The following is a 14562-nucleotide window of genomic DNA, read 5'->3' on the forward strand; positions in this document are numbered from 1 at the left end:
TGCTGCATGCAGTGAATGCGTAGCATGGTTTCCAGCGGATAAGGTCGCCGGCCATTACCAGCCTTGGGATAAAACGGCTCGATGACTTCCACCATGTTTTGCCATGGCAGAATCTGCTCCATGCGGGACAAGAAAATCTCTTTTCTAGTCTGACGGCGCTTACTGCTGAATTCACTGTCGGCGAAGGTGAGCTGATGACTCATGATGAACCCTTTTTCATGGCTCCAGATGACAAACATGATCTCATATCAGGGACTTGTTCGCACCTTCCTTAGCATGTTGTGGATGAGTCGCCGGTCGCCCCTTGCTGTGATCGGCAGGAGTTGGCAAGCCGATGACATGGCTACCGCCCCTGAATTTCAGCTTCCAGTCTGCTGCTTGGTAACCAACGGGGATGGCGGAGAGGGCTCATGGGTGACTCCGACGAGGCTTGGATTGCCATTCGGGTATGGTAGCGAGAGAGGGGCGCAGGGGAAGGGCGAGGTGATAAATGTTGGGGCGGGATCAACAAATTGGTCAGTACGGCAGGGAGTGGTCCCCTGGCCGGGGGAGAGAGGCTTGTTCAGGGGGAAGGGCAGTTGCCCCTCCCTCAGGCCAGAGCCAGCTGCTGGCGGCTGCGCCACAGCCGCTCGTGGAAGAAGAAGACGACGGTGTTGATGGCAGGTTCGATCAGTGCCATCACGCCGCCGGTGAGCAGCTCGCCACTCAACAGGTAGGCGACACCGAAGGCCACCGAGAAGTGGACCAGGGCGAAGCTGCTGGTCTTGGCCTGCAGGCTGTGTTCAGGCTTGAGCTTGTGCCAGCCAAGGTCGTGGAAGTAGAAGGCGACCGTGTTCACGGCGGGCTCGATGAGGGCGATCAGGCTGGCGGTGAGCAGTTCGCCGGTCAGCAGGTAAGCCACGGTGAAGGCGACACAAAAGTGCAGGATGGCGAAGCTGATGGTCTTTTTCATGGTGGTGTCTCCTCTGGCGATGAAGGCAGTATCACCCAGAATTCCACCAAATGAAAATCATTCTCATCTATCGGCGAAATAGAAAATGCCTATCGACCGGGGGAGGCACCACCAGATTGGGAGTTGCCTGGGAACGCAACGGCGCTAGAGTGTGCCTTTTGCCATGAAAAAGGAGCTTTCATGACCATCAACTCCAACCTGTTTGTTCTCTTCATGCTGCTGCTGATGATCGTCGTCGGCGTGGTGGCCTGGCGACTGGCCCGGCGCAAGAGCCGCCACCCGGGGCTTGTCACCTTCCTGTGCGTGCTGCTCTGCCTGGTGCCGCCCTTTGCCCTGCTGGCGCTGCTCATTCTGGCGCTCTGGCGGGACATGCCCGCAGGCCCCGATGCCAGACAAGCCTAGTCTCTTCCGCCACTGCCGCAGTCATAGAAAAGCCCCTTGCGGGGCTTTTTTACTTGGAATGTCCCGCGCAGCAGGTGGCCGGTTGGAAGGGGCAAGATCGGGTGATGGCCCTACCTGCCGAGGCCAGCGATCCGAGCATGGGCCTCGCGCATTCCCTGCTCCGCCCCGTGGGGGTGCAGATCCATCCCCTCTGCGTAGACGAATTCCACCTCCGCGATGCCCATCAGGCCGAGCACGGATTGGAGGTAGGGGGTGACCGCATCCGTCGCCTGTCCCTGATGCACGCCGCCGCGGCTGCTGAACACCAGGGCGTTGACCCCCTCCACCAGCCCCATGGGGTAGGTGTCGGTGTAACGGAAGGTCACCCTGGCCCGCGCCACCAGATCGAACCAGTTCTTGAGGGGGGTCGGCACGTTGAGGTTGTACATGGGGGCGCCGATCAGCAGCAGGTCGGCGGCCTTGAGTTCGGCAATCAGCCGATCCGACAGCGCCACCGCCTGCCGGATGGCCTCATTGGCAGGTTCAGCCCCCCGCAGGGCGTGAAACAACGGGCTGTCGAGGGCGGGCAAGTCGAGGGCGGTCAGGTCGCGCACCACTACCTGGTCCTGGTGGCCCTGCTCCCGGCGTGTTTGCAGGAAGTGCTTCATCAACTGGTTGGTGCGGGATGCGGGGCCGTTGAGGCTGGATTGCAGCAGCAGGATCTGGCTCATGAGGGGAACTCCATCTGAAACGTGTGAAGAATGAAGGGAGCTTACCAGTCATTTTTTTCCGCAGTGCTGATACTATTTCGCCATATTGGCTCCAAAAGGTATGCAATAGATGGCAAACACGCTCAACGGCATCGATCTCTTCGCCACCGTGGTGGAGGCGGGCAGCTTCGCCCAGGCGGCGGAGCGGCTCCACCTCACCCGCTCGGCGGTGGGCAAGGGGGTGGCGCGGCTGGAGCTGCGTCTCGGCGTGCAACTGTTTCATCGCACTACCCGCAGCCAGAGCCTGACCGAGGAGGGGGCGCTCTTCTATCGCCACTGCCTGCGGGCGCTGGAGGAGGTGCGTCTTGGGGAAACGGCGCTGGCCAGCAACAAGCTCACCCTCAACGGCAGATTGAAGGTCTCCATGCCGGTGCTGTTCGGCCAGCAGTGCGTGGCCCCCATTTTGCTGGCGCTGGCGAAGGCGCATCCCGGGTTGGCCCTGGAGCTGTCGTTCAGCGATCGCAAGGTGGATCTGGTGGAGGAGGGGGTGGATCTGGTGATCCGCAACGCAGAGCCGCCGGACAGCCTGGATCTGGCGGCACGCAGGCTCGGGGAGCACGGCATGACGCTTTGCGCCTCGCCCGCCTATCTGGCCGAGCGGGGGGAACCTGTGACCCTGGCTGAGCTACCGGATCATGAGTGCATTGCCTATCTGCGCCAGGGGCGGGTGCTGTCGTGGTGGTGGCAGGAGGCCGAGGCATGGCGCGAAGTCCAGCCCAGAGGGCGGTTGCAGATGGACGATCTCAACGCCATCACCCAGGCGGCCATCGCGGGCTTTGGTCTCGCCTGGCTGCCGACCTGGCTGGCGCGGCCCCACCTTGAGCGGGGCGAGCTGCGCGAGCTGCTGGCCCGGTTGCCGGGTCGGCGCTATTCCATCAACGCCCTCTGGCCCCATGGTCCGCATCTGCCCCTCAAGACCCGGCTTGCCATCGACTGGCTGGCGAGCCGCCTGTCCGAGCAGCTGGCTAGCGTGAACGTGCCGGGTCATCAGCCCCAATGAAAAAGGGCCTACTGTGACAGGCCCTTTTTCATTTTCTGTGGTTCCGAGGGTCAGGCTTCGGCTTTGTTCAGCCACTCCACCCTGTACTGGGCGCCGGCGCCCTGGGCCAGCTTGGAGCACAGGGGTTTCAAGAAGGCCTCGATCTGCTGGTCCAGCATCCAGGGGGGGCTGACGATCAGCATGCCGGAGCCGTTCATGCCCCAATCGGCAGTCTGGCCGGCCACTTCCAGCTCGGCCACCAGGACGTTGCCGAAGTTCTCCCGCTTGATCGCTTTGAGCATGTCGCGGGACTTGTCCGCCTCTTGCCCGAGGATGGGATACCAGAGGGCGTAGATGCCGGTGGCCCAGCGCTTTTGCGCTTTTTTAAGGGTATCGACCACGGCGAAGTAATCTTCCTTCAGCTCATAGGGGGGGTCGATGAGCACCAGGCCGCGGCGCGGGGTGGGGGGCAGCAGGGCAACCAGCCCTTCGAAGCCGTCGCGATGGTGCACGGCGACGCGGGGGTCGTACCCCATGTTGGCGCGAAGATCCTCCACCTCGTTGTTGTGCAGCTCCATCAGCGCCAGCTTGTCCTGATCGCGGATAAGGCGGCGGGACAGCTCCGGCGAGCCGGGGTAGTAGTGCAGCTGACCATCGCTGTTCATCTCCTCGATGACACCCAGATAGGGGGCCATGGCAGACCACTGGGCCCGCTCATCCCACAGGCGTTTGATCCCGTCGGCATATTCCGCTTTCTTCTGGGACCAGTCGCCGCGCAGGTCGTAGAGACCGCCACCGGCATGGGTGTCCAGCACGATGAAGGGTTTCTCCTTCTTCTTGAGGGACTCGATGATCAGGGCCTGGACGGCGTGTTTGAGCACATCGGCGTGGTTGCCGGCGTGAAAGGCGTGGCGGTAGCTCAGCATATGAGATCTCTGAGGGGGCCCTGCTGGGCACCCAGTAACGATAGATAGTGAAACAGGTTGCGGCTGTCGCCGCGAAACAGGGTGAGGCTGCGAAGGGTCTGCAGCAGGACCCCCTGTTGCAGCCGTTCCAGCTCCAGCTCGTGGGCCAGCATGGCCTGATACTCCTGCTCGCCGAGCCGCGCCTTGGCGCTCGAACGCAGGGTGCGCCAGGGGCCGAGCACCGCCTCGGTCTGCACCAGCGCCGGTTGCAGGTCGGTGAGATCCACCGGGATGCTGCTCTGATCAAGCCGGTGCAGCAACAGGGCCAGGTTGACGTTGCCCCCCAGCGCCTGCACGCTGAGCCAGTCCTGACTGCGCATGCCGTAGGTTTCGCCGCTCCAGTGCCAGAAGTCGAGCGGGCCCGGCAGTTCGTGGGCGTCGATCCGCTCGCTCGTCATCAGCTGTTCGTCACGCAAGGAAGGCCTGCTCCATGGTTTCGAGCTCCTCACTGAGGCTCATCCACTCCAGCTCCACCCCTTCCAGCTCCTCCTTGATGGGGCCCTGGGACTTGAGCAGTTCGGAGAGCTTCTGCTTGGCGCTCTCTTCATAGATGGCGGGATCGGCCAGCTGCTCTTCCACCGCGGCCAGCTTGGCCTGCAGCTTCTCCATGCTGGTTTCGAGCTTCTCCAGCTTCTGGCGCAGTGGTCGGGTCGCTTGCCGGAACTCCGCCTCGCGCCGCTTCTGATCCTTGCGCGCCACCGCCGAGTTGGCGGAGACGACGCCGTCGTCCTGTTTGGCGTTGGCCTCTTTCTCCTGCTCGCCGAGCCACTTGTGGTAGTCGTCCAGATCGCCGTCGAAGGCCTCGACCCGGCCACCGTGCACCAGATAGAAGTCATCTGTGGTGGTACGCAGCAGGTGACGGTCGTGGGAGACCACCACCATGGCCCCCTCGAACCCTTGCAGCGCCATGGTCAGGGCGTGGCGCATCTCCAGATCCAGGTGGTTGGTCGGTTCATCCAGCAGCAAGAGGTTGGGCTTTTGCCAGGTGATGAGGGCCAGCACCAGCCGCGCCTTCTCGCCACCGGAGAAGGGGGCCACCTTGTCCAGCGCCTTGTCACCGTGAAAACCAAAGCTGCCGAGGTAGTTGCGCAGCTCCTGCTCGGTCTTGTCCGGCGCGAGGCGTACCAGATGATCGAGGGGGGAGTCGTCCAGGCGCAGGGTCTCCAGCTGATGCTGGGCGAAGTAGCCGATGCTGACCCCGGCGCTCACTTCCAGCTTGCCGGAGAGCGGCGGGTTGGATCCCGCCAGCATCTTGATGAAGGTGGATTTGCCGGCGCCGTTGCGACCGAGCAGGCCGATGCGTGAACCCGGTACCAGGTTGAGTTTGATCTTCTCCAGGATCACCTTGTCGCCGTAACCGGCGCTGAGGTTCTCCATGGCAATCAGCGGGGTCGGCAGGGCCGACGGCTCGCGAAACTCGAAGCTGAACTCGGAGTCGGCGTGGGCGGGCAGGATCTTCTCCATCCGCTCCATGGCCTTCAATCGGCTCTGGGCCTGACGGGCCTTGGAGGCCTTGTAGCGGAAGCGATCCACATAGGATTGCATGTGGGCCATCTCCCGCTGCTGCTTCTCGTACATGGACTGCTGCTGGGCCAGGTGTTCGGCGCGCTGCAGTTCGAAGTCGGAGTAGCCGCCGCTGTATTCGTTGAGCTTGCCGTTCTCGATATGGATGATGCGAGTCACCACAGAGTCGAGGAAGTCGCGGTCGTGAGAAATGAGCACCAGCGTGCCCTGATAGCCCTTGAGCCACTTCTCCAGCCAGATGACGGCGTCGAGATCCAGGTGGTTGGTCGGTTCATCCAGCAGCAGCAGATCGGAGCGGCAGAGCAGCGCCTGGGCCAGGTTCAGGCGCATGCGCCAGCCACCGGAGAAGCTTCTGACCGGCGAGTCGAGCTGATCGCCGCCAAAACCCAGACCGTGCAGCAGCTCGGCGGCGCGGGCGCGAATGCTGTAGGCACCTATGGTATCGAGCTTGCCGTGCAGCTCGGCCACCAGCAGACCGTTGTCATCCGCCTCGGCCCGGGCGAGCTCGGCCTCCAGGGCGCGGAACTCCTTGTCGCCGTCGATCACGTACTCCAGGGCGGAGCAGTCCAGCGCCGGGGTCTCCTGGGCCACGCCGGCAATCTGCCAGCCGGCGGGCAGGCTGAAGCTGCCGTTGTCGATGGCCAGCTCGCCCCGCACCAGCGCAAAGAAGGTGGACTTGCCACAGCCGTTCTTGCCCACCAGGCCCACCTTGTGGCCGGGGTGTATGGTGGCGGACGCGTTGTCCAGCAGCGTGCGGCCGCCGCGGATCAGTTCGATTTGACTGGCAACTATCATGGATGGGTCTGCTTGGCTCGATTGAAGGAGAGAAACTGGCGCGGATCTTACGTGAAATGACACAAATTTGCACTTGAGGGCGGGGGGGATGGCTGCCGCCGGAAAAACGTGTCATAACAGAGACATCTGGGGGGCAGGAGGCTGACCATGTTGATTAAAGAGATCATGACGACCCGGGTCGCGACCGTTTCCATGGATGACAGGCTGAGCGTCATCAAGGAGATCTTCGAGCAGGCCCATTTCCGCCACCTTCTGGTGGTGGAAGAAGAGGAGCTGGTGGGGGTCATCTCGGACCGGGATCTGCTGCGTGCCATCAGCCCCTATCTGGACACGGATGCCGAGATGAACCGGGACACCGAGACCCTCAACCGGCGCGCCCACCAGATAATGAGCCGTGAACCCATCACCGTCTCCCCCGAACGCTCCCTGAAAGAGGCCGCCGGCCTCATGCTGGAGCACCAGATCTCCTGTCTGCCTGTGCTGGAGAACGGCGCCCTGGTGGGCATAGTGAGCTGGAAGGACCTGCTGAGGGTCATGCGCGGCTGGCAGCCGGTCTGACGGGGCGGGGAAGGTGTGCGGGGAGCCCGTGTCGCCCGGCAGGGCTTCCCAGCTTCTCGCCTTGTTGAAGGATTAAACTGCATTTATCCCGCTTTATAGATCACTTGTATTGCTATATTGATTTTCTTGGTCATAAGTTCCGCAAAAATTATTTCGCGTGACACTATGTGTCGCGGCGTCAGCTCGAATTGACGCTTTTATAATTAATCGTTCGCCGCTTCAGTTCCCATCAAGGTTTCCGGATCTACCTTAGGCCATCGGCACATCAACCGATCATCACGACCGAACTCTGGTCTGACAGAGAGTGCTTACACCTGAGGAAAGAACAATGAAAAAGACAGCATTGACGATGGCCATCTCCAGCCTGCTGCTGGCCGGTGGTGCACAGGCCGCCAACGTTTACGATCAGAATGGTACCAAACTGGACATCGGCGGCCGCGTCAACGGCATGTACTACGGCACCGATGACAATGCCACCGAAGGCGATGCCAGCTACCTGCGTCTGCACATCGCAGGTGAAACCAAGGTTGACGAGGATCTGACCGCGTTCGGCTTCGCCGAGTACAACCTGCCGGTCTCCGGTTCTGACAACGACGAGCTGCGTTACGCCTATGCGGGCATCAAGCACGATCGCTTCGGTGCCTTCAGCTACGGTCGCCAGGACGGTCTGTTCACCAAGGCGGTGAACAACTACACCGACGTGCTGCCGGAGTGGGGTGGTGATGGTCTGGGCAAGGACACCGAGGTGTTCGGCACCGGTCGTACCAACGGCCTGGCCCAGTACATGTACAACTGGCAGGGGCTGACCCTGGGTGCCCAGTTCACCGGCAACAACGACCCGCAGAACGCGAGCCGCAGCGAGCGCGTCGGCCCGAACAGCACCTGGAGCCCGAAAGGTTCTTCCGAGGGGTATGCTCTCTCTGCCAACTATGACTTCAACATGGGCCTGAGCCTGGGTGCTGCCTACAACCAGGCAGGCAAGACCGACGAGCAGGCCGAGAACGTGAGCTTCGGCGGCGACAGCGACGCCAAGCTGTTCGGGGTGGGCGCCAAGTACGCCGTCGGCAACCTCTACATGGCTGCCACCTACTCCCACGGTGAAGATCACCTCTTCGTGGACACCGGCTCCCTGCGCGGTTACGCCGAGAAGATGGATGGCTACGAAGCGGTCGTGCAGTACAACATCACGCCGAAGTTCAAGCCCTCCCTGGCCTACCTGCGTACCGACGTGAAGGACAGCGCTCACGGCATCGATGACACCGCGACCGAATACGTCTCCGTGGGTGCCTGGTACAACTTCACCGACAACTTCAATGCCTACGTGGACTACAAGATCAACCTGCTGGACGAAGTGGGTTCCACCGGCAAGAACAGCCTGAACAAGTCCACCGACGACATCGTCGCTGTGGCCCTGCAGTACAACTTCTAAGTCGTCCCGGACGCACTGCACATCCCAGGACCGGCCCATGTGGCCGGTCTTTTTGTTGCTGGCGGACCGCGCTGGATGACAAGAGCGGCACGCCGGGGTTCAGCAATGGCCCTGTGTGGTCGATACCCTTGTTGTCGGGGCCGGTGCGTGGCTGTGCTTGCCATGAGGCAGTGATGGGGCGATGATCACGCCCCGTGGTCAAGATCCTATCTTTCCTCGACGCTTTTCATTATTTCTATATAGGCTTGCGTTGTCCCGACAGGGAAAGCGGGGCTGGTTGGCATGTCGCAGCTCCGGTGCGGGGCAATTTCGGGAAATGGACGTAAGGGCGTTATATGGCGAGCATATTGGATTCAGTGGATCAACGTACCCAGCTTGTAGGGGAGAATCGCCTGGAACTGCTGATGTTCCGTTTGGGTGCCCAGCAACTGTTTGCGATCAACGTCTTCAAGGTGCGGGAAGTGGTCAAGCTGCCCCATCTGAACAAGATGCCGGGGTCCCACCACAACATCAGCGGCGTCGCCAACATTCGCGGCGTTTCCATCCCCGTCATCAACCTGCGCGGTGCCATCGGGATGCGTCCCATGGCCATCGATCAGGAGTCCAACCTCATCATCACCGAGTACAACCGCACCATTCAGGGGTTCCTGGTGGGGCAGGTGGCCCACATCGTCAACATGACCTGGAAGGACATACTGCCGCCGCCCCGTTCGGCGGGTCGTGCCAACTACCTCACCGCCATCACCCGCATCCCGGAAGGGGGCGTCGACCAGATCGTCGAGATCATCGACGTGGAGAAGGTGCTGGCGGAGATCATCACCTATGACGTGCGCATCTCGTCCGAGGTGCTGGACGAGGAGATCCTGCCCCAGATGCAGGGACGCCGGGTGCTCATCGTCGATGACTCCAGCACGGCCCGCAACCAGGTGCGCGAGACCCTCGCCCAGCTCGGGCTCGAGGTCATCGAGTGCCAGGACGGCTTGCAGGCCCTCAAGCTGCTCAAGGGGTGGTGCGATGCGGGCAAGAAGGTGACCGACGAGATCATGCTGATGATCACGGATGCCGAGATGCCGGAGATGGATGGTTATCGCCTGACTCACGAGGTGCGCAGCGATCCGCGCATGTCCGATCTCTTCATCACCCTCAATACCTCCCTGAGCGGCAACTTCAACGAGGCCATGGTCAAGAAGGTGGGGTGTGATCGCTTCATCTCCAAATTCCAGCCCGACTTGCTGGTGGATGTGGCCCAGCAGCGGATGCGGCAGATCCTGGGCCGCTGAGACCGGCACGCCGAACCATGAAAAAGCCCCCGCCATGCGGGGGCTTTTTGCTGGGCAAGGGGAAGGGCCATGGGCCCGGCCACCGGGCTACTGTGTCAGCAGAGGCTCGACAAAGCGGGCGACCTTGTCGCGGATCCGGGGCTGGGCGGCGGCCGTCGGGTGCAGTCCATCGTTCATCATGAGTTCAGGGCGCAGCACAATATCATCCAGAAAGAAGGGCATCAGCGGCAGGTCGTTGGCCTTCGCAAGATCCGGGAAGATCTGCTCGAACTGTTGCAGATAGCGCGCCCCATAGTTGCGGGGCAGCAGGATCTGGGTCAGCACCGTCTTCGCCTGGTGCGCCCGGGTGAGCTCGATCATCTTGGTCAGGTTGGCCCGGGTGATGGCGGGAGCAAAGCCCCGCAGCCCGTCGTTGGCGCCGAGTTCGATCAACACCCAGTCCGGTTTGTGGGTGTCGAGCAGGGCGGGCAGGCGGGCCAGGCCGCCCTGGGTCGTTTCACCGCTGATGCTGGCATTGATGAGGGTGTGTTCTCCCCCCTGCTGCTGCCACTTTTCATTGAGCAGGGCAGGCCAGCTCTGTTCGGCCTGCATCTGGTAGCCGGCACTCAGGCTGTCGCCCAGTACCAGCAGGGTCTGGGCCTGGACGGACGCTGCCCAGCAGCACAGGCAACTCACGGCAAACAAGAGACGCATCATGCAGTCAACTCCCACGTTCTATTGTCATTACAGGTTCAGGCAAACAGGATACCCAAGATGAGTTCAACGCCCATTATCGCCGTCAGGGGGCTCGGTAAAACCGTTCGCCTCGGTCAGGAAAGCCTCACCATCCTTGAAGGGATCGATCTGCAAGTCAATACCGGCGAGACGCTGGCGCTGGTCGGTGCGTCCGGTTCCGGCAAGTCCACCCTGCTCGGTTTGCTGGCCGGTCTCGATCTGCCGAGCAGCGGCGAGATAGAGATCCTCGGCCACTCCCTCACCCGGCTGGACGAGGAGGGACGCGCCAGGCTACGGGCCGAGCAGGTGGGGTTCGTGTTCCAGTCGTTCCTGCTGCTGCCCACCCTGAGCGCCCTGGAAAACGTCATGTTGCCGGCCGAGCTGCGGGGGGAGACCGACAGCGAGCCCCGTGCCCGGGAGCTGTTGGCACAGGTCGGTCTGGGAGAGCGGTTGCACCACCTGCCGCCGCGCCTCTCTGGCGGCGAGCAGCAGCGGGTCGCCATTGCCCGTGCCTTCATGACCCGCCCCAGCCTGCTGCTGGCGGACGAGCCTACCGGCAACCTCGACAGCAAGACAGGGGAGACGGTGATCGAACTGCTGTTTCGTCTCAACCGCGAGCACAACACCACCCTGGTGGTGGTGACTCATGACCATGAACTGGCCCAGCGCTGCCAGCGACAGCTGGTGATGTCAGCCGGGCGGCTGGAGGCACAGACTGTCATGGCGGCCAGGGTGGGAGAGCTGTCATGAGTCAGTGGAGACAGAGCTGCACCAGGGGATCGCTGGCAGCAGCATGGACGGTGAGGGAGGCGTCATGAGTCAGTGGCGACTGGGATTGAAGCTGCTGCGCCGGGAAGGGTTCAGCGGCGAGCTGCGCTGGTTTGTGCTGGCGCTGGCGCTGAGCGTCGCCTGCGTGCTCAGCGTGGCTCTGGTGGCGGATCGGCTGGATGCGGGGCTCAAGGCCTCCGGGCGGGATTTCATCGGAGGGGACAGGGTGCTGCGCTCCGCGACGCCGGCACCGGCAGAGTGGCTGGCGCAGGCGCATCAGGAGGGGCTGGCCGTGCAGACCACGGTCAGCTTCAACAGCATGCTGTTTCACGGTGATACCCTGCAACTGGCCTCCATCCGCGCCGTGCCCGGGGATTTTCCCTTCTACGGCAAGCTGGAGCTCACTCCCCAGCGCGCCCCGGCGCCCGGCGAGATCTGGCTCTCCGCCAGGGTGATGCAGCTGCTCGGCGCCAAGGTGGGGGAGGTACTCGAGGTCGGCAACACCCGGCTGACGGTGGCAGGGGAGCTGGGCCAGGAGCCGGATCAGGGGTTCAGCCCCTTCCAGATGGCGCCAAGGGCCTTGATCCACAGCGCCGATATCGAGGCGACCGGGGCCCTGCTGCCGGGCAGTCGCCAGCAGTGGCGCTATCTCGTCAAGGGGCCCCGTGACGCCATCACCCGCTATGAGGCCTGGCTCAACCCCAGGCTGAGCGCCGGGCAAAAGCTCGTCAAACCCGACGATCAGGGTACCCAGGTGGGGAAATCCCTGGGCAATGCCGAGCGCTTCTTCCGTCTGGCATCCCTTGCCGGCGTGCTGCTCGGCGCCCTGGCCATGGGGATAGCGGTGCGCCATTTCGCCGAGCGCCAGACCAACATGGTGGCCCTGCTCAAGACCCTGGGGGCCTCGCGGCGCACCCTGTGGCAACTGATGGGCACCCTGCTGTTCTCCCTGACCCTGGTGGGGGCCCTGATGGGGCTGGTGGCGGGCAGCGCCATGCAGTGGCTGACCCTGAACCTGCTGGGGGATCTGCTGCCTGCGGATCTGCCGCCCCCCTCCTGGCGACCCTTCGCCCTGGGCCTCGCGGTCGCCTTCTTCATCACCCTGATGCTGGCGTTCGTCCCCTTCCTGAGGCTGCTCAAGGTACCGCCGCTGCGGGTGCTGCGCCGGGAGCTGGAGGCGGGGATCCCTCCCTGGCTGACGGTGCCCGTGGGGCTCATCGGGCTGTTTGCCCTGGTGTGGGGCTTTACCGCCGACATCAGGCTGGCCTGCGGGCTCATCGGCGGCATGGGGGTGTTGATGGCGCTGCTGGCCCTGCTCGCCTCCGTGCTGCTGCGTCTTGGCAGTCGGCTCAAGGGGCCCCATGCCCTGCGCCTGGCCATCAATCACCTCTCCCGTGAGCGGGGCAGTGGTCTGTTCCAGCTGGCGGGTTTCGCCCTGGCCCTGATGCTGTTCGGGCTGCTGTGGGCGGCGCGGGTCGATCTGCTGGAGGATTTTTCCACCCGGTTGCCTGCCGACGCCCCGAACCGCTTCCTGGTCAATGTGGCGGACAGCGAGCGGGAAGGGATCCTGGCCGATCTGCACCGGGCCGGGGCCATCACCTCGGACTTCTACCCCATGGTGCGCGGGCGCCTGACCCGTATCGCTGGTGAGGCGGTGGGGGAGGATGCGGCGCGGGAGGGGGTGGACAGAGAGCTCAACTTCACCACCACATCGGCCCTGCCCGCCGACAACAAGGTCACTGCCGGTCAATGGCTGGCCGGCAAGGGGGAGGTCTCCGTCGATGAGGCGCTGGCGGGACGGCTCGGCATCGCGCTCGGAGACGTGCTCGGCTTCACCATAGAGGGGCGGGCGTTCGAGGCCAGGGTGACCAGCCTGAGGTCCATCAAGTGGGACAACATGAGGCCGAACTTCTACATGATCTTCTCGCCGGACGTGCTGGCCCCCTTCTCCCAGACCTGGCTCGGCAGCTATCGTCTGCCGCCTGAGGGGCGAGGGGCAGAGGTGGAACTCATCCGCCGCCACCCCACGGTGAGCCTCATCGATGTGGAGGATCTGATAGGCCGCCTCACCCTGGTCTCCGATCAGGTGAGCCGCGCCCTGGGGTTGATGCTCGGGCTGGTGACGGTAGCCGCCCTGCTGGTGCTGCTGACCCAGACCCAGGCCGGCATGGCCCATCGGCGCCGGGAGCTGCTGCTGATGCGCACCTTGGGGGCGGGCAGCGCCCTGCTCGAGAAGATGCTGCGCTGGGAGCTGGTGGCGAGCGGTGCCCTGGCGGGGCTTTGCGCCGCCATGGTGGTGGAGCTCTGCTCCTTCGGTCTGCAGTGGTGGTGGGAGGGAGCGCAGTGGCAGTTCCACTGGGCCATCTGGGCTGCACTCCCCCTGCTTGGGGCCGTGCTGGTGACCCTGGCTGGACAGGGCATGCGCCGCCAACTGCTGGCGGGTACCCTGAGCGACCGGCTCAGGGGACTGGGGCAGGGGCTGCTCTGATGGCTCGACACATCCCGACCTCGGTCGGGATGTGTCATTGGGTCAACGGGGTGAGTGCAGCAGATTGTCCAGAGCGCCGGGCAGGGCCGAGAAGCTGAAGTGAAAACCGGCCTGCTGCAAGCGGGCGGGCAGCACGTGCTGTCCGGTGAGCAGCAGATCCGCCGCCTCTCCCATCAGGAGTCGCAGGAGGGGTGCCGGTACGAAGAAGAGGTGCGGTCGATGGAGCGTGGCGGCCAGGGTCTCGCTGAACCGGCGATTGCTGACCGGTTGCGGGGCCGTGCCGTTGAAGATGCCGTCACACTCGCCGTGCTCGATGAGAAACAGCATGGCCCGCACCAGATCCTGCACGTGGATCCAGCTCATCATCTGGGTGCCGCTGCCCATGGGGCCGCCGAGGCCGAGGCGGTAAGGGGGCAGCATCCTGGGCAAGGCGCCCCCCTCCATGCCGAGTACCAGGCCGATGCGCAGGATGCAGACCCGGGTCTGGGCCGAGCGGGCCTGCTGGGCAAGCTGCTCCCACTGCTGACAGAGACGGTGGGTGAATTCGTCGTGAGGGCTCTGGCATGTTTCATCCAGAGGAGCGTCATCCTGGCGGCCATACCAGCCGATGGCGGAGGCATTGAGCAGCAATCTGGGGGGCGTGCTGGATAGTTTGACGAGATCCACCAGCTGTTCGGTCAGCAGCCAGCGGCTGTTGCAGAGCAACTGCTTGCGGGACTCGCTCCAGCGTCCGGCGGCGATGGGTTCGCCGGCCAGGTTGATGACGATGTCCACGTCATTGAGGTGATCCAGCCTGTCCAGGCTGTCCAGCAGGGTGACATCGTGGCCGAGCAGCTCGTAGGCCCGGCTGCCCTGGCGGGTCAGCACGACTACTTCGTGCGCCACCTTGAGGTGTGCCACCAGACGGCGGCCGATAAACCCCGTGCCCCCCGTGATCAGTATCTTCATGTCCTGCCTCC

Annotated in this window: 14 protein-coding genes and 1 pseudogene; 7 read left to right on the plus strand and 8 right to left on the minus strand. The window is 63.5% G+C overall.

Annotated elements, in window-relative coordinates; translation table 11 throughout:
• Together MUW49_RS11365 and MUW49_RS11370 are read right to left on the minus strand one after the other, a co-directional pair.
• A pseudogene (locus tag MUW49_RS11365) lies at window positions 1-203 on the minus strand (IS5/IS1182 family transposase); the annotation flags it as partial.
• A gap of 386 nt (window positions 204-589) precedes the next feature.
• Window positions 590-952 (minus strand): DUF2061 domain-containing protein, encoded by a 363-nt coding sequence (locus tag MUW49_RS11370; protein WP_171865625.1) that lies wholly within the window; start codon window positions 950-952, stop codon window positions 590-592.
• Window positions 953-1132: 180 nt separating this feature from the next.
• On the opposite strand from MUW49_RS11370, the gene MUW49_RS11375 reads away from it, so the two are divergent.
• Complete coding sequence (locus tag MUW49_RS11375; protein WP_010675517.1) at window positions 1133-1354, plus strand: hypothetical protein; 222 nt, start codon at window positions 1133-1135, stop codon at window positions 1352-1354.
• Between the two features lie 110 nt (window positions 1355-1464).
• Here MUW49_RS11375 and MUW49_RS11380 read toward each other — a convergent pair whose 3' ends face one another.
• The gene (locus tag MUW49_RS11380) at window positions 1465-2064 is read right to left on the minus strand and encodes an NAD(P)H-dependent oxidoreductase (protein ID WP_171865624.1); all 600 of its coding nucleotides are present in this window, start codon (window positions 2062-2064) and stop codon (window positions 1465-1467) included.
• 109 nt (window positions 2065-2173) lie between these two features.
• Here MUW49_RS11380 and MUW49_RS11385 point away from each other — a divergent pair, with 109 nt between their 5' ends.
• Complete coding sequence (locus MUW49_RS11385; protein WP_171865623.1) at window positions 2174-3103, plus strand: LysR family transcriptional regulator; 930 nt, start codon at window positions 2174-2176, stop codon at window positions 3101-3103.
• 50 nt (window positions 3104-3153) lie between these two features.
• Here the strand turns inward: MUW49_RS11385 and rlmJ are convergent, their stop codons facing one another.
• The 3 genes from rlmJ to MUW49_RS11400 are packed head-to-tail and all read right to left on the minus strand — an operon-like array spanning window position 3154 to window position 6366.
• Window positions 3154-4008, minus strand: coding sequence for a 23S rRNA (adenine(2030)-N(6))-methyltransferase RlmJ (gene rlmJ / locus MUW49_RS11390; protein ID WP_171865622.1), 855 nt, complete (start codon window positions 4006-4008; stop codon window positions 3154-3156).
• The gene (locus tag MUW49_RS11395) at window positions 4002-4463 is read right to left on the minus strand and encodes a DUF2390 domain-containing protein (protein WP_171865621.1); all 462 of its coding nucleotides are present in this window, start codon (window positions 4461-4463) and stop codon (window positions 4002-4004) included. Before MUW49_RS11395 ends, rlmJ begins: the two co-directional genes overlap by 7 nt.
• Entirely contained in the window at window positions 4456-6366 is a 1911-nt protein-coding gene (locus tag MUW49_RS11400; RefSeq protein WP_171865620.1) for an ABC transporter ATP-binding protein, read from the minus strand. Before MUW49_RS11400 ends, MUW49_RS11395 begins: the two co-directional genes overlap by 8 nt.
• A 147-nt stretch (window positions 6367-6513) precedes the next feature.
• On the opposite strand from MUW49_RS11400, the gene MUW49_RS11405 reads away from it, so the two are divergent.
• From MUW49_RS11405 to MUW49_RS11415, 3 genes are all read left to right on the plus strand, one after another.
• A complete protein-coding gene (locus MUW49_RS11405; protein ID WP_010675511.1) occupies window positions 6514-6924 on the plus strand; it encodes a CBS domain-containing protein in 411 nt (136 codons plus the stop codon).
• A gap of 328 nt (window positions 6925-7252) precedes the next feature.
• On the plus strand, window positions 7253-8353 hold the full coding sequence (locus tag MUW49_RS11410) for a porin (RefSeq protein WP_043156284.1): 1101 nt from the start codon (window positions 7253-7255) through the stop codon (window positions 8351-8353).
• Window positions 8354-8688: 335 nt separating this feature from the next.
• Complete coding sequence (locus MUW49_RS11415) at window positions 8689-9633, plus strand: chemotaxis protein CheV (RefSeq protein WP_041212426.1); 945 nt, start codon at window positions 8689-8691, stop codon at window positions 9631-9633.
• A gap of 87 nt (window positions 9634-9720) precedes the next feature.
• Here MUW49_RS11415 and MUW49_RS11420 read toward each other — a convergent pair whose 3' ends face one another.
• Window positions 9721-10329: an arylesterase gene (locus MUW49_RS11420; RefSeq protein WP_202042816.1), complete on the minus strand. Its 609-nt coding sequence runs from the start codon at window positions 10327-10329 to the stop codon at window positions 9721-9723.
• Between the two features lie 57 nt (window positions 10330-10386).
• Between MUW49_RS11420 and MUW49_RS11425 the strand changes: the two genes are divergently transcribed.
• Window positions 10387-11097: an ATP-binding cassette domain-containing protein gene (locus MUW49_RS11425; protein WP_010675507.1), complete on the plus strand. Its 711-nt coding sequence runs from the start codon at window positions 10387-10389 to the stop codon at window positions 11095-11097.
• A 64-nt stretch (window positions 11098-11161) separates the two neighbouring features.
• A complete protein-coding gene (locus tag MUW49_RS11430; RefSeq protein ID WP_244812806.1) occupies window positions 11162-13603 on the plus strand; it encodes an FtsX-like permease family protein in 2442 nt (813 codons plus the stop codon).
• A gap of 42 nt (window positions 13604-13645) precedes the next feature.
• On the opposite strand, the gene MUW49_RS11435 is transcribed toward MUW49_RS11430, so the two are convergent.
• Window positions 13646-14551 (minus strand): TIGR01777 family oxidoreductase, encoded by a 906-nt coding sequence (locus MUW49_RS11435; protein WP_052815202.1) that lies wholly within the window; start codon window positions 14549-14551, stop codon window positions 13646-13648.
• Between the last annotated feature and the right edge of the window lie 11 nt (window positions 14552-14562).

Origin of the sequence: Aeromonas sp. LsrichE-8G, assembly GCF_022869435.1 — a bacterium.
Classification (GTDB): domain Bacteria; phylum Pseudomonadota; class Gammaproteobacteria; order Enterobacterales; family Aeromonadaceae; genus Aeromonas; species Aeromonas caviae.